Here is a 19,605-nt window from a genome sequence, read left to right as displayed (position 1 = left end):
GGAGTGTTAGGTTGGGGATGCTGGTGATTGACGGGAGTAAACAGGCCTATCTATGCGGTTTGCAATATCTTGGCTTCAAGATTGGCTCTAATCATTGTGATTCTTTGTTTGACGTAGAAGTCGAAAGCAGCTCCTTTAAGGTTGCTTAAAGGGAAATGTAGTTCTGTATAATTATCGATGATCGTTAAGGACCCGTCCTCAAAAAATTTGAATGTGAGATCGAGCCAATAGCTGTCAGCGGTATTAAGAATTTTTTCGATTTGGTTATTTGTGAGTAGATCGCTATTAGTTTCAATCATTTGTTTGTAAAAATCACGTTCTATAAATCTTACATTAGTTACCTTCATATCCTACACCCCTTTCATATTACGAACGAATGTTCTTAAACCCATTATACCAAACATTTGTTCGCAGTCAATAGTTTGCAGAATATTCTTTCAATAGATTTTATGATTGAGCCTAACATGCAAAAAAAACAGCTAAAGAACCAGCTGTTTTATATATTCATATGAATATGAAGATCGCAAAGGCTTGGTAATAGCCTTATGAAGCTGAGCCTTTCTGCTCAAGCTCCTCATCATACATCGATTCATTATTGAATAATCGGTTGATCGATAAAAAGGCATGCATCAGCTCGAACAATTCCGATTCGTTCAAACGCACGGATACAATTTCGCTGGAGCCCGGAGCTTGGGAAATATGTAAAGCAATTGATTTGCGCTCCGAATTGACTTGAAGTTCCCATTCTTTTTTCTTAAGTACACTTTTCCACATGGTCTTTCACCTATCCCTTCGCCTATATCCCTTCGCCTATGCAGCTTGCCGATAAATTCGCATTAGTCTATGTATATGCGGGGATTTAGGGAATATGACAGATTGGGCAAATTTATCAAAGATTACATGGCTACTTACCACCAATGTTTGGGATAATGGGTTTTCATAGCCTTATGGTACATATAGCCAATCAGCACCAAGAGCAAGGCTCCAACCAGCACAGGTGTCAGCAAAAAGCTCCAGCTTGCGCCAGCAAGATCACCATGCATATTCAGCTGTTGGAGCGGGCAGTAGGGCGCAAGCTGTTCAACCGCTTGCCAAGAGGTGTTTCCGCCACAGAAGCTGGCATGCAGCTATCAGTCCATAGGTAAGGCCGATTCGATCCACATCACTCATGGTATCATTAAAAGAAGGGGAGCCCACGGCAGCGGTCCAAGCACTCAAGCTGATGTTGGCCGACAATTTTCATGTTTGACAAAAGGGACCTAATATCTCTACACTAAAGCCATGCGGGCATTAACGCGAAATCAACTTATCGAGGTGCATAATTCAATGTTTATTCAACCGCAAGGAAAGCTGGTTCCCAATTTTCATGAGCATTTGAAGGTTATTTTGTTAGGTACAGGAACGCCTCGCAGCTTTTATGGCAGAGCCAAATCTGCAGCTGTTGTATTCGCAGGTGCCAAAACGTTTTTAGTTGACTGTGGCGGGGGCGTAGTTGATCAAATGATTAAGGCAGGGGTCATGCCGCAACGCATATCGGATGTTCTGTTCACCCACCATCATAGTGATCATAACTCCGGTTTTTTTGATGTATTCATTAGTAGCTGGCGGACGCATGTAATTGCGGATCGTGTATTTGAGGGGCGCAAGGTTCCCATGCAAGTATACGGGCCAACCACAACCCAAGAAATTATCGGTAAAATGCGGGAATCATTCGATTTTGACGTGAATTTAAGAGTGAATTATAATAAATCGACAGATGTAGGCGCCAATATTGAATATGTGCAATGCAACGAAGGTGTCGTGTTTGACAGCGATGGCATTAAAATTACTGCCTTTGAGGTTGACCACAAGCCCGTTTATCCGGCATTAGCCTATAAATTTGAATATAACGGGCAAGCGGTTGTTATTTCAGGTGATACGATTCCGGTTGATAACATGGTTGCCTACAGTGAAGGCATCGACCTACTCATCCACGAGTCCTACAATAAGGAATGGCTTGATGCGTTAATCGAGAAATTCCCTGAGCAAGCGGTCGGACTTTCCAACCCGGCCAAATACCACACGACGACGCTAGAAGCAGCAGAAATCGCCCGAAAAGCCGGTGTGAAGCATTTGGTGCTAACCCACCATATTCCCGCTCCTATGGAAACCGAAGAGGCTGAGGAAGCATATATGAAGGGCGTTAGAGATATTTTCACTGGCAAAATTACGATGGCACGCGATCTGATGGAGTTTGATTTGAGTTAAGCCTGGGAACATGGATTTCGATAAGAGCTATTACACAAGCAAGCAGCTATTGCACAAAATTTGTGGAATAGCTGTTTTTTTGCGCCAACATGTGGGGTCGCTTCTGAAGGGGTAAACCAGTCCAAGCTTTTAATGAAGCAGAAAAACTTAGGGGGATAAACAATGAAAGCGAAAGCGGTTGTATTCACTAATAAGCTGCAGGTTTTTGTACAGATTGTGGATGTTCAGGAGCCTGGCAGTACGGATGTAGTTATCGATGTGGAGCATTCATGGATCAGTATCGGCACGGAGAGTTCTTATTTGAGGGGAGAACGCATTGCTGGAGAGCAAGCTTACCGCGAAGGCGTTGATCCATGGCCATTTCCGAACATTGCCGGCTACCAGAAGGTGGGCATTGTCAGATCCGTCGGCTCCGAGGTTCATCATCTGCAGCCGGGTGACCGTGTTTTTGCTTCTACTAGCCATGTATCTGGCATGTTTTTCCGGCATGCCGGCCATATTAGCCCAGCGGTAACACCGGCTAATCAGGTATGGAAGCTTCCAGAAGGGAAGCCTTCACTGGATTACGCAGGCATGGTGCTGACGCAGGTAGGCTACAATTGTGGTAGCCGCCCACCCGTACATACCGGAGATATCGCAGTTGTTATTGGAGACGGACTTGTCGGGCAGTGGGCTGCACAAACCTTGCTTCACCGGGGAGCGGAAGTTATCGTGCTAGGCAGGCATGATGAACGTTTAGCCTACTTGCCTCAAGACATACGTGGAATTAACATGCGACATCCTGCAATCCAAGAGGCATGGGCAGATGATCGGCATATTTCGATTGTGGTGGATTCGGTTGGAGCCATGTCTACAGTCTCAGAGCTTCGATCCAGGATGAAAAGAGAAAGCCATTGGGTTTCGGCAGGTTTTCTTGGAGAATCCGGCCTTATCGATATCCAAACTTTGCGCAACCAGGAAATTACGCTTCACACACCATCCGGTTGGACGAAGGAGCGTATGGACCGTACATTAGACGGTATTAGCGAGGGCTGGCTGCAAACATCATCGTTAATTACCCATCGTTTTCCGGTTGACCAAGCGGCAGCTGCCTGGCAGATGATTGTCGAGAACAAGCCGAACTGTCTCGGGGTTATCCTCGATTGGTAGGAAGTTTATACAATTTTAAGAATTGTTTTAGCTTAGCTTAAGGAACGCTTTAGAGGCAGTTGCGAATTGTAGCTTACAATAAAGCTGTAGGGGAAATAAGGCTACTAAACGATACTTAGGAGGAATTTAAGCATGAACAAAAAATTAGCGTTGATGGGAACGGGAATTACGGTAGGAACTTTTCTGTTGATCACTTCGGCATATGCAGGAATGGCGGAAAGCTCAGGCTATGATTCTTACAAAACCGCGATAAAAACAACGGTGTCCGCCAAAAGCATGACGCAGGCGATCGCTGTTACTGTGCAGGATAATGGCAAAAGCTTGGTCGGGGTCAATGCCACGGTCAAAAGAAATAAGGATAGCCAGGCAGTTAGTGCAGACGTGAAAATTAAAGGCGGCGACAGCGAGCAAACACTGAATGTCTACAGCGTAGATGGCAAAACGGTTTTAAAATCCGGTGACAGCGAGACTTATAAGGTGCTTGAAGGCAAGGCGGGCTCCGAGCATTTCAAGAACATGGAACACGGAGATAAAGAGCTTAACGGAGAGATGGATACGTTCCATAAGGAAGCGGAAAATTTAGTCGATGCGCTTGTCGGGAATTTGAAGCAGTATGTGACTGAAGCCCCGACTACGAATGGAGCTAAGGAAATTAAGGTTTCATTGTCCGGTAGCCAAATCCCGACGGCTGTTAATGCGCTAGGCTCGTTTTTGGTTAAAAAGTCTTCCTATGATCATAACCAAGGCATGGACGATAAGACCTTCAAGTCGCCGATGGGTACAGACTTTAGCGCTTTGAAGCAAACGATGCCTAAGCTTTCCCAAGATGTTGCCATCACCAAGGTGGATTTGCAGGCTACTGTTGACGGAAGTGGCTTTATTGCCAATCAAAAGGCAAGCTTGACCATCGAGGGCAAGGATGCAGCCGGTACCGCACACACAGTTGTGGTTAGCGTCGACCTTGGCTTATCAGGTGTCAATGCGACAACTCCAGATACGATTGATTTGACAGGCAAGACGGTAGAGGCCGTTGATACGAAGCAATGGGGCGGTCCTAGAAATAAGCATTAAGCAATAACGGTACGAGGCATGGCAGAAGCTTATTAGAGCCATAAATTGGGGCTCTTAGACCTAAAACGATGTTTTTCATCGTTTATGGTCTAGCCTTTTCCCAACGCGCGCGGATCCTGGGCGCGCGTTGTTACGCTGCATGCGTAAAAAGAACAGCCTATTATTTAGATTCGGTCTACTTTTAAAATGAGTACGAAGCCGGTTTTGCTAAAGCAAAACTCTTAGGAGGGGAACCCCATGTCGGAACCGATAATACAGCTGGATAGCCTCAGTAAAACATATAAAAATGGTCGTGGAGTGCACAATATTTCGCTGGAGGTAAGGCGGGGCGAGGTTTATGGGTTTTTCGGACCCAATGGAGCAGGCAAGACAACCGTGATGAAAATGCTGGTCGGCCTAAGCCAAGCAGACACTGGCAGCGCGCGATTATTTGGCTATGATGTGATCACCCATTTTACCCAAGCTATGCAAAAAACAGGCGTCCTTATCGAAACCGCGGAAGCCTTTGAATATATGAGCGGCTCAGCTAATTTAGCGCTGGCAGCGCGTTTTTATCCCGAGCTTGGCAAAGGCAGGATTGATGAGGTGCTGGAGCTTGTAGGCTTGCTTCCGTATAAACAGGAGAAGGTGGCTGGCTACTCGCTGGGGATGAAGCAGCGGCTTGGGTTGGCTGCGGCGTTGCTGTCGAAGCCTGAGCTCTTAATCCTTGATGAGCCGACCAATGGGTTAGACATCGAAGGCATGGTAGACATGCGTGAGCTGATGGTCAGCTTGGCACGTGAGCAAGGGATGACCTTCTTCATATCCAGCCATATGATTCAGGAAATGGAATTGATGTGCAGCCGCATCGGGATTATCGTAGAAGGAAGACTGGTGCGCGAGGGTGCGCTAAACGAACTGGTTGACGGCGTCCATGTTGCTTCGTTGGAGCAATTATTTATGGCATCCGTGAAGCAAGAGAGGGGGAAAGCCGCACATGTACATGTTTAGCTATAAAGTAGGGGTCAGGAACGAACTAAGCAAGCTGATCGCCAGAAGGAAGATGATTATTCTTCCAGGTATCCTACTATTATTTCCAGTTGCCGCGGCGATCCTGCTATCACAGCTTCAAACCGGCATCGGTATAGCTGCGATTTCAACCGGTGATTTTCCACAGCTGATGCTAGGCATATTTACGAATTTTTTCCTGCCGCTGTTAATCTTTATGGCTGCTGCTGATTTATTCGCTGGAGAGGTGCAGGACCGCACCTTGAAGCTTACCTTGACCCGCCCGATTTCACGGTTTCAAGTGTTCGCGTCAAAGTTCACCGTGCTTGTTCTCTATGCGCTGGCGATATTGGCAGCCACGCTGGTCGTTTCGCTGCTCGCGGGGTTGGCGCTGCAAGCCCGAGCTTCCGGGATCGGCGAGGCTGTAATGAAGGCATTCGTATCCTACGGAATTGCTTGGGTGCCGATGGTAGCTTTGGCTGCGGCCGCAGCCTTGCTGGCGCAATTTTTTCGAAGCGCGAGCGGAGCCTTGGCGATTGCGATTATTTTGTACATGGCATTTAAAGGGCTGGGGCTGTTTTATCCACAGATAACGGCGTATTCGCCGACCTTTTATACCGATTGGCATGAGCTGTGGATCAATAGTGCCGTCTCGGCAGGCAGGCTGTTTAATGCTTCGTCCTATTTGTTGGCCTGCTGTATCTTGTGTTTTACGGCTGCATTTGCTATGTTCGACAAAAGACAATTATAGGAGATACGCGACATGTCGATTAAAGTACGTCTGCTGATTTCATACATCGCCATGCTGGTCGTTCCGATCCTATTATTTGCCATCGCTGTATTGGTTATTGGGATGGTGTTTGTGGGGGATTTCAAATCGGTTTACAAGGTCGATATGAAGCACCACAATCCATTCAAGCAGGTTATGGAGCAGCAGGCGGCTGTACTTAGCGATATTAGCTTACGCTCATCAAGCAGTCCAGAGACATTGCTTGACCCGAAGGTTGTGGAGGAGCTGGAGGGAAAGCTAAACCGAATTAATATGGGTTTAGTGATCCGTAAGAATGAGGAGCTTGCCGTTGTTTCAGCACGTTTGGAGGGCTCTCCTGCCTTGCAGGTACTGCCTGCCTATGGCAATAAGGATTTGGATGAGAATCGGGAAAATACATTCAAAGCCTACAACCATTGGTTTTTGTACAAGCAATTCGATTTTATCTTTACCGACCAAAGCCAAGGCAGTGTATTTCTGGTTACGGACATTAGCTTTTTCGAAAAATATGCCATTCGTTACGCGCTTTTGCTGCTGCTGAGCTTATTCCTTATTTTGGTGCTGACGAATGGGCTGTTGACCTATTTGGTATCCCGTAGCATTATTCGTCCACTTCGCTCGTTGAAGCAGGCCGCTGAGCATATTGGTGAAGGCAATTTGGACTATGAGGTGACCACCCATTCCAAGGATGAGCTTGGCGAATTGAGTCTGGCATTCGAGCAAATGAGGCGTAGATTGAAGGACTCGGTGGAGCTGCAGCTCCAATATGAGGATAACCGCAAGGAGCTGCTTTCGAACATTTCCCATGATTTAAAGACACCGGTAACCTCGATTAAAGGCTATGTGGAAGGAATTCTGGACGGTGTGGCAGGTGCGGATAAGCTAGACAAATATTTGCAAACTATCTATACGAAAACAGTCGATATGGACCGGATGATTGATGAGCTCTTTTTATTTTCGAAGCTGGATTTGGGCAAGCTGCCCTTTTATTTTGAAGAGGTCGAGCTGGTTCCGTATTTGGAGGACCTGGTAGGTGAAGCGCAATTTGATATGGAAAAAAAAGCAGTAACGCTGACGCTGGAGCTCGCCCAAGCTAGCAGGTCGATTAAGGTGAAGGCGGACCGTGAGAAGCTGAAGCGGGTGCTTACAAATATATGGGAAAATGCAGTCAAGTACGCGGACAAAGAACAGACGGTCATCCAAGTGAAGCTGCAGGAGCAGGAGCAGCATATGGTGCTGGAGATTGCCGATAACGGGCAAGGTATTCCCGCTGAAGCCTTGCCGTTAATATTCGACCGGTTTTATCGTGCAGATCCCTCGCGCAATATGGCAACAGGGGGCAGTGGGCTTGGCCTTGCTATTGCCAAGCAGATTATATTGGGGCATGATGGAACGATCCGGGCAGAGAGCGAAGAAGGGCACGGGACACGGATTATTATAGCCTTGCCGAGGCTAACGAGGTTACGGGGGAGAACAGATGAAGCAGATCCTTATCATTGAAGATGAATTAAGCATTGCCGAGCTGGAGCGTGATTATCTGGAGATCGATGGCTTCAAGGTCGATATGGAGAGCCGAGGCGACACTGGACTTCAGCGTGCCTTGGAGCATCCCTATGACTTGATTATACTCGATGTAATGCTGCCGAAGGTTGACGGTTTTGAAATCTGCCGACGCATCCGGAGCGTCCAGGATACACCCATTCTGATGGTTTCCGCGAAAAAGGAAGATATCGATAAGATCCGTGGCCTTGGTCTCGGAGCCGATGACTATATTATTAAGCCATTCAGCCCAAGCGAGCTGGTTGCCAGGGTAAAGGCACATTTGAACCGCTATGAGCGGCTGATGGGCCGCCGTGATGCCGGCAATGAAGAGGTGCGCATCCGCGGGCTGGTGATCGACAAAACGTCGCGCCGCGTTACGGTAAATGGCCAGGAAGTGCTATTTACGACTAAGGAATTCGACCTGCTGACCTATTTGGCGGCTAATCCGAATCGGGTATTCAGCAAGGAGCAGCTGTTCGAGCAGCTATGGGGCATGGATTCGATGGGCGACATTGCCACTGTGACCGTCCATATCCGCAAGGTGCGGGAAAAGGTGGAATTGGACCCGTCCAAGCCCCAATATATTGAGACGGTTTGGGGAGCCGGATACCGCTTTAAGCTGTAGTCCGTAATAAATAATTTGGTGTTAGGTGTGTAATAGTCCGGCATATGGGGTAAACAATACATAAGAAGATAACGCATACATACCCAAATATGAGGAGTGATTATCATGTCCAAACACATTCAAGCTTACTTTCATACAGAAAACGAAGCGGAGCATGTAAGAATCTTATTGCAAACCTATAATATCGAAGCGTTAGAGGTTGGCAAGCTGGATGATGGTTACCAAGGTGACCGCAGAGTTATCGTTCCCGTTTTTGGTGTAGGCTCCGACACAACCAGTGGAACAGGGGTTACAGGCAACGAAACAGGCGTTGCACCTGCAGCAGTAATGGGCGGCGTTGATGATGATGACTTGGATATGGATGGTCATCGTAATTTACACTATGTGCTGTCTGTCAAGGTACAGGAAGAAGATTATGAAGAAATTAGAAACCTTATTCGCCGTAACAGTGGACACGTGGAGCGTGTCGATTAGGAGGTAATAAGCATGGCTGAAGTCGAAAAAAGAAATAAAGAAATAGAAAAAAAGGATATACGAGATAATCCAGAAGGCTCACCAACGGATACGGAGAGCCTGCTTGACCGCTTTGAAAGCGAGCAAACGGTAGATCCAATTCCAGTGGAAGAACTGAAGATAAGTGTAGAAGATGAAAAGAATAAAGAAAAGACGAAAAATTCTTCTTCCAGTGAAAAACGGTATCCAGGTTAGAGGATTTAAAGCCATTAGGCATAAGGAAGCCAGCCCGTTGTATGTCCAAATTGGAGATACAAGGCTCGCGCCTTATGCTTTTTTGCATGGATGGTTATGGATGTTATGGATGTTATGGGGAAAGCCTGTGGAACAATTTGATAGCTGTGGACAAAAGAGTGATGCATTTTTATGAACCGCCTCTTTTATTTGCTGGTATCCAGCTGTGGAGCCCGTGCTTTATTTTTGCGAACCATTAAGGTAAGCGGTACAGCCAAAATGGCTATAACGGTGGCGACAAGATAGACATCGTTGACACTTGCCGTGAAGGAGAGCAGTTGGATTTGTGCAGCATCCTGAACACCTGATTGGAGGATTGCGGCTGCTTCCCGACTGCCAAAGGTGCCAAGCAGCGAGGTGAAGATCGCGATAGAAAATGAGCCGAATACATTACGGATCCAATTGCTGAGCGAAGAGGCGTGTCCACTAAGCATCGGGGATATTTGTTCCATCCCGGCGTTGCTGGCAGGCATCATAGTAAAGGCAATACCGACATTGCGTACCATCATCCAAATCAGGATATACATATAAGAAATGTCGATGGTTAGTTTAGTTAGAGCAAACGTTCCGACTATGACGAGGACGATACCAATGGTCATTAAAAGCCGAGGGCCAACCACACTATAAAACTTGCCTACAATCGGCATCGTTAATGCCATCGCAAGCGAAGCTGGAAGCAGAATCAGTCCGGTATCTAAAGGGCTTACATGTTGAATATTTTGCAAAAAGATCGGAGTCAGGAACGTGCCCGAGTACAAGCTGATCGTAATGATCGTCGTAATGATCAAGGTGAGTGTATACCTGCCATTAGTGAGTACGCGAATGTTAAGCAAAGGCTCTTTCACGGTCAGCTCACGCCATATGAACAAGATCAAAACAATGCCGCCTACTATAAAAAGCGTTACGGTTTTCCAATCGGTCCAGCCCCATGAACCGCTCTGGCTGAAAGCAACCAACAAGGAGATGCTGCTGATAAATACAGTGACCAGACCAGGGAGGTCAAAGGATTTGGGCACGTTTAACCGATAAAAAGGAATCAGCCACATGACCATAGCCGTTGCGATTACACCGATTGGTATGTTCATAATAAACAGCCATTGCCAGCCACCCATTGCCATCAATACCCCAGCTAAAGTGGGTCCAATCGCAGGTGCGAGCATCGCCGAAAGCCCCCAGAGGCTGATCGCCATGGCCTGCTTGTCCCGCGGGATTACCTGGTAAATAATCGTCATAGTAGCCGGCATAATAAGACCGCTAAAGATGCCCTGAACAATTCTGAAAGCGATAAGCGATTGAATATTCCAGGATAGGGCACATAGTAGTGAAGCAAGGGTAAATCCGATAAGCGCCGTAAAGTAGAGCCGCTTATAGCTAAACTTCTCGCCAAGATAACCGGCAACAGGGGAGATCGTCCCCATGGCGAGCATAAAACCCGTCATCGTCCACTGCACGAGATGAAGATCTGTAGCAAAATGCTCCTGAAGCTGGGGAATGGCAATGGTGACGGTGCTGGAGCTTAAAACGGTAATAAAGGATCCGAAAAAAATGGCAATCATAATGGGCCAAAACTTGACTTCCTGCAAGCTGTCCTTATTCAAGCTACTCTTATTCATGTAAACCTCCGTTGTCCTAAATGGCTATTTTCTCAACGCGACTACCTACAACGCAGAGAAAATATCTAAGATAGTAGTGTACCCATTACATTACTAAAATATCCAGTAGTCCAAACCAAATATAGCGTAATATAGCGTAGTTAGGGACCAAAGGAGTGGAATTAATTGAAATTAAATTGGAAGGGGTATCAGGAATGCCAAGAGAGCATGAATCAGATAAAAATAACAAACAGGTACAAGGCATTATATTCGATATGGATAATACCTTGCTGCAATCGAGCATTAATTTTGTGGCGATGAAACAGGATATCTTCACTTATTTAAGTTCTATTGGCGCCGTGCCGGCGAATTATGTAGCAGCCGAGCATACAACGGCTACATTAATTGCGCATGCCAAGCTCAACGGTCTGGCGCCTGAGCAGGAGCGGGAGGTTTGGCAAATCGCCTCCAAGCATGAGCTGCTTGGGATGGTGGATGCGGGGCTGGAGCCTGGAGTTGAAGCTTTGCTGGGCCAGCTCCACCGCAAATATGTGTTGGTAATCGTGACCAACAATGCTTTGGAGGCAGCACAACGAGCATTGAATAGCACAGGGATTAGCAGGTACTTCGACCTGGTTGTGGGTAGGGAGCTGGCGTCAGCGCTCAAGCCATCGCCGGCGGCTTTTCATTATGTGCTGGATCGTTTTCCACAAGTGGCTAGCTCAGCTTGGCTATCTATAGGTGATTCATGGATAGATGGGGTTGCTTCCAGAGAGGCAGGTATTCGCTTTATTAGCTACCAAGCGGATTTGGAGCTGATGAAAGCACGAGGGGTGCAAGCGATTGGCCATATTCATAACATAACAGAGCTTATTCATTATTTAGATGAGCCTCATTATTATTGAATCGTTTGAAGGAAATTACACAAAAAGCACCGGTTAAGGTGCTTTTTGTTTTGAAGACAGTGATGAAATGTAAGGTTTAAATTCGAAAAATGCTAATTGTAGTTTTTTGCTGGTCTGCATGCTCGCTCAGGATTTCCGATGATGCGGCAATTTCCTGCATAACCGCGGTTTGCTCCTGGGTCGATGCGGCAACTTCCTTGGCACCTGTCAATATGTGTTCGGCGATCTTATCAATCTCGTGGGTTTGGTTCAGCGTATGGTTGATTTGCTGGATCTGCCCGGCAATAACATGGGTGATCGCTTCAACCGCCCCAGCCGTTTCATGCGTAGCCGCCATCATGCCAGCCAATGCGTTTATAATAGCACCACCTTGCGCCGCTTCTTGGTCAACGGCTTGCACTTGGCCAGAAATATTCGTTACAACCCCATGAACCTGAACTTGAATATGCTCAATGCGTTCATTAATGCTACGAACCGCCTCCGAGCATTTCTCGGCAAGCTTGCGGATTTCTACGGCAACCACGGCGAAGCCGGCTCCATGCTCGCCTGCACGTGCAGATTCGATAGAAGCATTAAGCGCAAGCAAATGGGTTTGATCCGCGATTTCCCCTACGACCTTGGAAATATGGCCAATTTCCTGAGCGGTTACGTCAAGCTTATGTACGTGGTCTAACGTGCCAATATTGGATTGGCTCAGCTCAAGAAGTCCCTCTACAAGCGAGTGGATCGCAATGCTGCTCTCTTCCGTCGTCGTGACCATATGGTGGGATAGCTGCAGTGCAGTATTGGCCCTAGTGCTGACATCCTCAGCGGCTTGCGTGATTGTGCCTACAGCAGCGAAGGTGTGGTGAGTCGATTGGGCTTGCTGGTCGGCACCCTTGGAGATGCCATCAATGGTGATGGCCGTCTTCTCGATTTGATGGGCAGCATGCTGGAGTGCACTGCTTAATGCAGAAGCATTGCGCTCTGTGAAGGACACATTGCTGGAAATTTCGCTAATGATTTGCCTTAGATTGTCGACCATTCCATTAAAGGAGACACTAAGCGTCCTTAATTCATCGTTGCTTTTAGGGATGGGAATCATAACCCTTAGGTTGCCGCTTGCCGCTTCGTTAACTGCGACCGTTAAGCGCAGCAGTGGGCTGACCAGCCAGCGAGCGGCCAGCCATCCGAGGAAGCCTGTCCAGAATACGCCAAGCCCCATGACGATTGCCATGTACAGCCATTCTGACATTTGTGGGGCAAGGGTATCTTTGAGTACAAAAATAAAAAATGCGCTTGTGCCGTATGTTAATATAGAGACTGAAGTAATGCCCAAAACCATTTTTTTGACGATGCCCAGTGGCATTTCGAGCCCTCATTTCGTTTAATAGCCAAATGTGATTTCTTTTATAGTAGCTTTAAATAGTAGAATGGGCTGTGATTAAACTCACAGTAGGTTTCAGTTAATAAGCGATATGCGAGGTAGGGATTCAATAGGGGAGCCTCAGCCGTATCGCCTAGCTCCAAATTGCGATATAATTCAAATGTCGGAAATTGTTGACCATTAACACGAAGCTTGCTTCGCTGCGAGAAAGGAACTGATTCACATTTCTAACTTATTACATGTCATCGGATCAAAGCAATTCGACAAAGCTGCATTAGGGGAGCTTTTCCTTGCAGCCAAAGAGATGGAGCAGCTTGCCTCACAGGGAGGAGCCAACCATTTCGGAGATAAAATCATGTGCTCCCTATTTTTCGAAGCGAGTACCCGTACGCGCTTTTCCTTTGAATCGGCGATGCATCGTCTGGGCGGACGCGTGATCGGTACGGAAAACGCTTCGCAATTTTCTTCTGCGATTAAAGGGGAAACCTTGGAGGACACGATCCGCGTGGTATCCAGCTATTGTGACCTTATTGTGATGCGGCATACGGAGGTCGGAGCGGCACAACGTGCAGCGGCAGTATCGACCGTGCCTATTGTTAATGCTGGAGATGGTTCAGGCGAGCATCCTACACAAGCGCTGCTGGATTTATTCACAATCCAAAAGGAGCTTGGCCGTATCGATGGCTTGCATATTGTAATGATTGGAGATTTAACCTATGGGCGTACGGTGCATTCGCTTAGCTACCTGCTCTCCAATTACCAGGATGTAAAAATTTCGTTTATCGCTCCGGATAACGCAAGAATTCCCGTTTACGTCAAGCAATACCTCGAGGAAAAAGGCATTGTTTACGAAGAAACACCAGATTTGCTGAAGGTAGCCCAAACCGCCGATGTGTTTTACCAAACCCGGATCCAAAAAGAGCGGTTTCCATCGATTGACGAATATAACAAAGCGGCAGGCAAATATATTATTGACCTCCCTTTGCTGGACCAGATGAGGAAGGAAGCCCTCATTCTGCATCCATTACCACGTGCGGGCGAAATTCATGCTGACGTGGATGCAGATCCTCGCGCGGCGTACTTCCGCCAAGCGCAAAACGGTTTATTCATGCGCATGGCCATTATTGAAAAATGCTTGGGTGTCTAGTCTTGAATAGGCTAGTCTAGCACTAAAACAAGCACTAAAACAAGCAGTCTGGAACAGGTTAAATGTTCTAGACTGCTTGTTTTTTTGTTTATGAAGCAAAAAGCTTGGCATATTTGCCATAGCCTCTTTTCTCGAGGTCGGCTTTGTCGATAAATTCCATAGAAGCCGAGTTCATGCAATAACGCAGGCCTGTTGGCCTCGGACCGTCATCGAAGAGATGGCCGAGATGGGAATCGGCATATTTGCTGCGGACTTCCACACGCAAACCGCCTAAGCTGCGGTCTTCTTTGGTTATAATATTGCCTGGCTCAAGCGGCTGTGTGAAGCTGGGCCAACCGGTTCCCGAATCATATTTATCCTTGGAGCTAAACAAGGGCTCACCCGAAACAATATCCACATAGATGCCTTCGAGCTTGCTATCCCAATATTCGTTGTGGTAAGGGCTTTCGGTTCCTTCATGCTGTGTGACATCCAGCTGGAGCGGGGTAAGGGCTTTAAGCTTTTCTGCTTTGTTCACGTTTTTGTAAGGCTCTTCCTTGGGGGTAAGCTTCACTTCGCGATCAGCTCCCCATGTTTGTTCAAAGTAGGCATCTCGCCCTGAAGCTTTGCGGTAGCCGTCATAATGGTCCGGGTTTTTTAAATAGTAGTCTTGGTGGTATTCCTCAGCTTTATAAAAGGTGGAAGCGGTCTTGATCGGCGTCACAATCGGCTTAGTGAACTTCCCTGAGGCTTCTACGGCCTTCTTAGATGCCTCGGCTATTTGCCGTTGCTCCTCATTGTGGACGAATATAGCGGTCGTATACGATTCGCCGCGGTCATAGAATTGGCCTCCGGCATCAGTAGGATTAATGGTGCGCCAGTAAAACTGCAAGATTTCGTCGTAACTGATGACACTGGGATCGTAGCGAACCTCAACGGATTCCAGATGGCCGGTAGTTTCTGTGATGACATCGTTATAGGTAGGATTATCCAGATGGCCACCGGTAAAGCCAGAAATGACACTGATAACACCCGGCACCTTTTCAAAAGAGGACTCTGTACTCCAGAAGCAACCACCGGCAAAGGTCGCAAGCTCACCTTGTATATGGGCCATATTCTGGGTGCTAGACGCTTTAATCTTAGGGCTCCACATATTGGAAGCGTAAACGGTGAGGAATAAAAGCAGAAGAGGTAACACGATAAGGCTCCATTTTTTGATATTCATCCACGGACTCACCTCCGAACTATCTAACTCCTATTATAAGGTAAATACCTTACAATAGTATTACGTAATGATTAGGAATTTAGATGAGCTGTTCGAGCCAGAAGTTTAATTCTTTTTTGAGTGCATTGTTCTTGATCGTTTTTCTGCACAGAGTGATTTTAGCCTTATTGTGGCTGCTGAGTCCCAAATCCATCAATAAACCATCACGTAAACGGAAGTCACCCCATTTCAATGCGGGATCGATCTGCTTTACCTCCTCGAATAATTTCTCGAACTCCAAAGCTTCAATACTCGGGTCACTCTTGGCATTCTGGCTATAGGTCTTCATGAGAATTTGCAGCCTTGTATGGGTTTTGTCGGAGTCGAGCTCTGGATGCTTCTCGAATAATTGGTAGACCTTGCTATATGCCCAAGTTTCCGTGATGGGTGTCAATGCAGCCCTTATATATTTGTCGCCGATTTTTTTGTGCTGGCATAATTGGATACTGGCTTCCCATCCAGATATTTCGCTTGTTCGCTCAACTAATGTCCATTTGCAGCTTTCGATTTCATGCTTTTGCTTAATCGTCTGCGATTTTTTGAGTAGCTCCATAAACATGTTAACATCAGGAAGCTCCGCGTAATACTTCAGCAGCACCCGGTACCCTTTATATTTCGTATCTTCTTTTTTGAAAAATTGAAGGACGGGCAAGTGCTCGATATAAGTATAGCTTTCCTGGATTTTTTGCTCGGAGACTAGCTTTTCAATAAGATATAGCACTAAATGTCCATATATAATCGGATCCTCGACCTGGCAGATGTAAGCCCATAATTGCTCGGTGGGGAGGCTGGATTCCTGGAACACGCCGATCAGCTTTTTCTCCCATATTAGTGAGCTTTCATACTCGTTAATGCTGATGGGGGACCGCTCTTGGGGAGGGATGATACTGTCATATAAGACCTTCAGTCTTTCGATGGCTGGGGTCCGGTCGTCCACATTCCTCTGCTTATAGCATAAAAGAAGAGCTTCCAAGCATCCGTTGATGGATTCGTTCATAGTGCTGACCAGCTCCTGTCCAATGTGGTTTTGCGCTTCATTTATTCTTCCTGCTTCCTTCTTATGGTAACATTTAGCAGGGAAAGCAATCAAAGTTTACCAATGCCTATCTCTAGGCTGGCGAGCTAGGCTCTATTTTGCTTGACGAATTCTCGTGGGCTATGCCCGGTTAGCGTACGGAATGTATTGCTGAAATGAGATAAGCTGGAAAAACCGCATTCAAAGGCAATTTGCGTCATCTTTTTTTGATGCTCTAGCAGCAGCTCTTTGGATTTCTGGATGCGCAGATGGATCCAATAGTTCATTGGTGTGGCACCCGTATACTCCTTGAAAATATGGCGAAAGTGGTCATAGCTATAGCCTGCAATATGTGCAAGCTGCTTGATGTTGAGGCTGTCGGCATAATATTGCTCGATGAATTGGATAACGGGCGTCAAGCGTTCCTCATGGTCTGAGCTTGGCTGTACCGGCAGCTTTTCATGCATACGACTTATTTCGATGAGTGCGCTTTGCAATAGCAAATCGAGTTTGATCGTATAGTGATTTCGTTTTTGCGCGGTTTCCAGCATCATTTCTTGAAGCAGCTTCCGCAGGGTTCCGTATTCGGTATCGGTATGGAGCCCTTGGGCCAGCTGGATGGATTCATAAGGAGTTATAAAGCCGAAATAAATAACTTCTGTAGCCGTTTTTCGATATTCATCATGGACGACTTCCGGATAAATAATGGCAAATTGCCCTGGGGAGTAGGGAGAAATTACTCCGTTAATTGTGGTATGTCCATACCCCTTGCAGTAATAGACAATCTCGAACATGGGATGTTTATGATTGGGCATATAGCTGTCGCTCTCGCGGTTGGAATGGTTGAAAAAGTGGACAAGCGTTTTCATAATAAGCATCCTTTCTTAATAAATCGGCAGCCAATCGGGCAGCCTTGGTTAATTGAAGTATAGCCGAATTCTGCAACAAAATCACCGAATTATGGTAGTTAGGCTAGCGCTTTTTTGATAACTTATTGAAGAGGGTTACCCCATCCAAACAATAGTAAAAGAGGTGCTGGATATGAACAGACAACCATTACCAACAGCAAGGCTGCTAGAAAAGCTGGAGTTTCCCAAAGGAAAAATTCGCATGGTTCTCGACACAGATGCCTATAACGAGGTCGATGACCAGTTTGCGATTGCGTACGCATTGAAATCCCCCGAGCGCTTGCAGGTTGAAGCGATTTATGCCGCTCCTTTTCTGAACAAACGATCTACAGGCGCGGGGGATGGCATGGAGAAAAGCTATGAGGAGATCTTGCGTGTATTGGAGCAAATGGGCATAGCTTCTGAAGGTTTCGTGTACCGCGGTTCGACCGATTTTATTGTGGATGCGGATGGTCCTGTGCGTAGTGAAGCGGTTGATGATTTGATACGCAGGGCGATGAGTTCACCTGAAGGCGATCCTTTATATGTGGTAGCGATAGGTGCGATTACGAATATAGCATCGGCGATTATGCTGGAGCCAGCCATAATCGAGCATATTGTAGTCGTTTGGCTTGGCGGACACGCGCTGCATTGGGAGGATACGAAAGAGTTTAATTTGAAGCAGGACGTTCCTGCGGCGCGAACGGTTCTGGATAGCGGTGTTCCGCTAGTGTTGATTCCTTGCATGGGCGTAACCTCGCATTTACTGACGACACTGGTGGAGATTAAAGCAAATATGGGCGATGCGGGCGGCATTGGTGCATTTTTGACGGAAAGGCTGGAGGCATATGCGGATGACCATTTTGGCTACTCGAAGGTAATCTGGGATATAGCGGCAATCGCTTATTTATTGGATGAGGGCTTTTATAAGAGCAGCCTGATCCATAGTCCCATAGTGACCGACCAAATGACCTGGAGCTTTGATTCGTCAAGGCATTTTATACGTTGCTTCTCTTTTGTATATCGTGACCGGATTTTTAGGGATTTGTTCACCAAGCTGAACCAGGGGTAAAGGGTTTTCGCGGATAAGCCGGTCTAGAGGTTTGGGTGCAACGAGGGATGTTTAATAGATGAGAGTAATGAAATTTTATCGGGAAAGAGGTTACATAATGGGCTACACACCTTATTCCTATATGGGTTTCTTGCTCTCAGATTCCGAATGGGATATGTTTGTTTTTATGGAGCGTTTCAAGCAAAGGTTTGGTGACACCGCCAATATCCGTTTGGAGGAGCCTAGGCAGGTTGTGGTTTTTACGATTGATGATTGGAGCCTGCGTATTGCTTATAATGAAGAGCCGTATGTGCTGGAGGAATCTGCGGAAATTGCCGAAATGGCTGCCAAGGAACGTCCAGATCAAGCGCAGCTAGCTGCATGCAAGCGGAGATTGGAGACCAGCGCCGATCCAGATCGCAATATGGATTATTTTAATGCTGTACTTATGGTGCTGGAATGGCTGGAAAGTGAATATGGAGCTATTATATTCGACAGCCAGGAAGGCAGCTTTGTCTAATGGGGGCGGGAAGAATGGCCGGTTTTAATGAATGGCTGGGCGAGCCCGAGCTATTGAAAAAAAGGCTGGTCGCTATGGCGATCATTGAGCTAATTGTGTGTGACCAGGCATGGCTTCGTTACCACAGCTTTGCCCCGTTATGGTCTCCAGGTATCTCGGCGGCAAAAGTCGATAATGGTTCTGGGGACGAGCTGTTCGTTATATTTGCGGCAGATGGGGTTATCTTAAAAGGCTTTGACCATGAGTCGGGCCTTAGCCCACATGCCAGAGAAGAATTTGAGGTATGGCCGGGTATTTATGACGAGGTGCCGCCTAAGCTGCTTGGGTTGCTTAATGATGAAGCGTTCGAGCAGGATCACGTTACCTTTTGCCTTTGGCGTGAGGCTGTTGATACCAAGTGGCGATCGGGTCAAGTTGACATCCCTACAGGAATGGACGACGGAGCAGGCTGGCTGTTGGGAACGCTTTATGCAGCACCAGAGCCCTATGTGGAGTGGGCAAACGATTATTTTGAAATGGAACTCCATATGGAGATGGTAAAACGGATCTATGCTGGAGAACCCATCGAAGCTTCGATCATCCAAACGTTGAACCCGGAGCGTAATGTGGAGGATGCCCTGAGGGAGCTACGGGAAAGCGGGCTTGTGTGAGGCGAAATAAGGCGAGGTTTCAATTAAGAAGCGAGGCAGGAGCAGGTTGGCTTCAGCTCGAAAAGGCAAGCTTTGCAGCTTGCTTTTCCGGG

Annotated in this window: 23 protein-coding genes; 15 read left to right on the top strand and 8 right to left on the bottom strand. The window is 46.9% G+C overall.

The features are described 5' to 3' along the window. Window positions 1–50 precede the first annotated feature (50 nt). The 3 genes from G9U52_RS13625 to G9U52_RS40875 all read right to left on the bottom strand — a co-directional run bounded on the left by G9U52_RS13625 (window position 51) and on the right by G9U52_RS40875 (window position 1,043). A complete protein-coding gene (locus G9U52_RS13625; protein ID WP_207952946.1) occupies window positions 51–347 on the bottom strand; it encodes a hypothetical protein in 297 nt (98 codons plus the stop codon). 196 nt (window positions 348–543) lie between these two features. Beyond that, on the bottom strand, window positions 544–774 hold the full coding sequence (locus tag G9U52_RS13620) for a hypothetical protein (RefSeq protein ID WP_166150302.1): 231 nt from the start codon (window positions 772–774) through the stop codon (window positions 544–546). Window positions 775–908: 134 nt separating this feature from the next. Beyond that, window positions 909–1,043 carry a hypothetical protein gene (locus G9U52_RS40875; RefSeq protein WP_279538619.1) on the bottom strand — a complete coding sequence of 45 codons (135 nt, stop codon included), beginning with the start codon at window positions 1,041–1,043 and terminating at the stop codon, window positions 909–911. On the opposite strand from G9U52_RS40875, the gene G9U52_RS39950 reads away from it, so the two are divergent. The 10 genes from G9U52_RS39950 to G9U52_RS13570 all read left to right on the top strand — a co-directional run bounded on the left by G9U52_RS39950 (window position 1,038) and on the right by G9U52_RS13570 (window position 9,098). After that, entirely contained in the window at window positions 1,038–1,145 is a 108-nt protein-coding gene (locus G9U52_RS39950) for a LysR family transcriptional regulator (RefSeq protein WP_243767313.1), read from the top strand. The two genes, G9U52_RS40875 and G9U52_RS39950, sit on opposite strands and share 6 nt — an antisense overlap. 181 nt (window positions 1,146–1,326) lie before the next feature. Then, window positions 1,327–2,247: an MBL fold metallo-hydrolase gene (locus tag G9U52_RS13610; protein WP_166150298.1), complete on the top strand. Its 921-nt coding sequence runs from the start codon at window positions 1,327–1,329 to the stop codon at window positions 2,245–2,247. Between the two features lie 162 nt (window positions 2,248–2,409). After that, entirely contained in the window at window positions 2,410–3,396 is a 987-nt protein-coding gene (locus G9U52_RS13605; RefSeq protein WP_166150295.1) for an alcohol dehydrogenase catalytic domain-containing protein, read from the top strand. A gap of 132 nt (window positions 3,397–3,528) precedes the next feature. Then, a complete protein-coding gene (locus G9U52_RS13600) occupies window positions 3,529–4,467 on the top strand; it encodes a hypothetical protein (protein WP_166150293.1) in 939 nt (312 codons plus the stop codon). A gap of 237 nt (window positions 4,468–4,704) precedes the next feature. Beyond that, window positions 4,705–5,457, top strand: coding sequence for an ABC transporter ATP-binding protein (locus G9U52_RS13595; RefSeq protein ID WP_166150291.1), 753 nt, complete (start codon window positions 4,705–4,707; stop codon window positions 5,455–5,457). Next, complete coding sequence (locus tag G9U52_RS13590; RefSeq protein WP_166150289.1) at window positions 5,444–6,205, top strand: ABC transporter permease; 762 nt, start codon at window positions 5,444–5,446, stop codon at window positions 6,203–6,205. The genes G9U52_RS13595 and G9U52_RS13590 overlap by 14 nt, the downstream gene beginning before the upstream one ends. Window positions 6,206–6,217: 12 nt before the next feature. Next, window positions 6,218–7,723: a sensor histidine kinase gene (locus G9U52_RS13585; RefSeq protein WP_166150287.1), complete on the top strand. Its 1,506-nt coding sequence runs from the start codon at window positions 6,218–6,220 to the stop codon at window positions 7,721–7,723. Further along, window positions 7,701–8,390 carry a response regulator transcription factor gene (locus G9U52_RS13580; RefSeq protein WP_166150285.1) on the top strand — a complete coding sequence of 230 codons (690 nt, stop codon included), beginning with the start codon at window positions 7,701–7,703 and terminating at the stop codon, window positions 8,388–8,390. The genes G9U52_RS13585 and G9U52_RS13580 overlap by 23 nt, the downstream gene beginning before the upstream one ends. Window positions 8,391–8,495: 105 nt before the next feature. Continuing rightward, the gene (locus tag G9U52_RS13575; RefSeq protein ID WP_166150283.1) at window positions 8,496–8,864 is read left to right on the top strand and encodes a hypothetical protein; all 369 of its coding nucleotides are present in this window, start codon (window positions 8,496–8,498) and stop codon (window positions 8,862–8,864) included. A 12-nt stretch (window positions 8,865–8,876) separates the two neighbouring features. Beyond that, window positions 8,877–9,098, top strand: a complete 222-nt coding sequence (locus G9U52_RS13570) for a YczO family protein (protein WP_166150281.1) — start codon at window positions 8,877–8,879, stop codon at window positions 9,096–9,098. Window positions 9,099–9,283: 185 nt separating this feature from the next. Here the strand turns inward: G9U52_RS13570 and G9U52_RS13565 are convergent, their stop codons facing one another. Next, window positions 9,284–10,750 carry a DHA2 family efflux MFS transporter permease subunit gene (locus G9U52_RS13565; protein WP_166150279.1) on the bottom strand — a complete coding sequence of 489 codons (1,467 nt, stop codon included), beginning with the start codon at window positions 10,748–10,750 and terminating at the stop codon, window positions 9,284–9,286. Between the two features lie 194 nt (window positions 10,751–10,944). Between G9U52_RS13565 and G9U52_RS13560 the strand changes: the two genes are divergently transcribed. Continuing rightward, a complete protein-coding gene (locus G9U52_RS13560) occupies window positions 10,945–11,634 on the top strand; it encodes an HAD family hydrolase (RefSeq protein ID WP_166150277.1) in 690 nt (229 codons plus the stop codon). A gap of 76 nt (window positions 11,635–11,710) precedes the next feature. Here G9U52_RS13560 and G9U52_RS13555 read toward each other — a convergent pair whose 3' ends face one another. Then, entirely contained in the window at window positions 11,711–12,982 is a 1,272-nt protein-coding gene (locus tag G9U52_RS13555) for a methyl-accepting chemotaxis protein (protein WP_166150275.1), read from the bottom strand. 232 nt (window positions 12,983–13,214) lie between these two features. Between G9U52_RS13555 and pyrB the strand changes: the two genes are divergently transcribed. Further along, window positions 13,215–14,147, top strand: a complete 933-nt coding sequence (pyrB, locus tag G9U52_RS13550; protein WP_207952986.1) for an aspartate carbamoyltransferase — start codon at window positions 13,215–13,217, stop codon at window positions 14,145–14,147. An 88-nt stretch (window positions 14,148–14,235) separates the two neighbouring features. Here pyrB and msrA read toward each other — a convergent pair whose 3' ends face one another. The 3 genes from msrA to G9U52_RS13535 form a co-directional block, all read right to left on the bottom strand. Further along, window positions 14,236–15,240, bottom strand: a complete 1,005-nt coding sequence (gene msrA / locus G9U52_RS13545; RefSeq protein ID WP_243767341.1) for a peptide-methionine (S)-S-oxide reductase MsrA — start codon at window positions 15,238–15,240, stop codon at window positions 14,236–14,238. Window positions 15,241–15,430: 190 nt separating this feature from the next. After that, the gene (locus tag G9U52_RS13540) at window positions 15,431–16,387 is read right to left on the bottom strand and encodes a hypothetical protein (RefSeq protein ID WP_166150270.1); all 957 of its coding nucleotides are present in this window, start codon (window positions 16,385–16,387) and stop codon (window positions 15,431–15,433) included. A gap of 125 nt (window positions 16,388–16,512) precedes the next feature. Next, a complete protein-coding gene (locus tag G9U52_RS13535) occupies window positions 16,513–17,274 on the bottom strand; it encodes a helix-turn-helix transcriptional regulator (protein ID WP_166150268.1) in 762 nt (253 codons plus the stop codon). Window positions 17,275–17,446: 172 nt separating this feature from the next. On the opposite strand from G9U52_RS13535, the gene G9U52_RS13530 reads away from it, so the two are divergent. From G9U52_RS13530 to G9U52_RS13520, 3 genes are read left to right on the top strand one after another with little or no spacing between them, the layout of a single operon-like run. Beyond that, window positions 17,447–18,364, top strand: a complete 918-nt coding sequence (locus G9U52_RS13530; protein WP_166150266.1) for a nucleoside hydrolase — start codon at window positions 17,447–17,449, stop codon at window positions 18,362–18,364. A gap of 58 nt (window positions 18,365–18,422) precedes the next feature. Then, the gene (locus G9U52_RS13525; protein ID WP_166150264.1) at window positions 18,423–18,863 is read left to right on the top strand and encodes a hypothetical protein; all 441 of its coding nucleotides are present in this window, start codon (window positions 18,423–18,425) and stop codon (window positions 18,861–18,863) included. Between the two features lie 14 nt (window positions 18,864–18,877). After that, window positions 18,878–19,513 (top strand): hypothetical protein, encoded by a 636-nt coding sequence (locus G9U52_RS13520; RefSeq protein ID WP_166150262.1) that lies wholly within the window; start codon window positions 18,878–18,880, stop codon window positions 19,511–19,513. The last annotated feature ends 92 nt before the right edge of the window (window positions 19,514–19,605 follow it).

Origin of the sequence: Paenibacillus agricola, from assembly GCF_011440305.1 — a bacterium.
In the GTDB taxonomy this organism is placed as follows: domain Bacteria; phylum Bacillota; class Bacilli; order Paenibacillales; family NBRC-103111; genus Paenibacillus_S; species Paenibacillus_S agricola.
The sequence above is the reverse complement of the archived record's forward strand: the minus strand, read 5'-3'. Positions and strand labels throughout refer to the sequence as shown.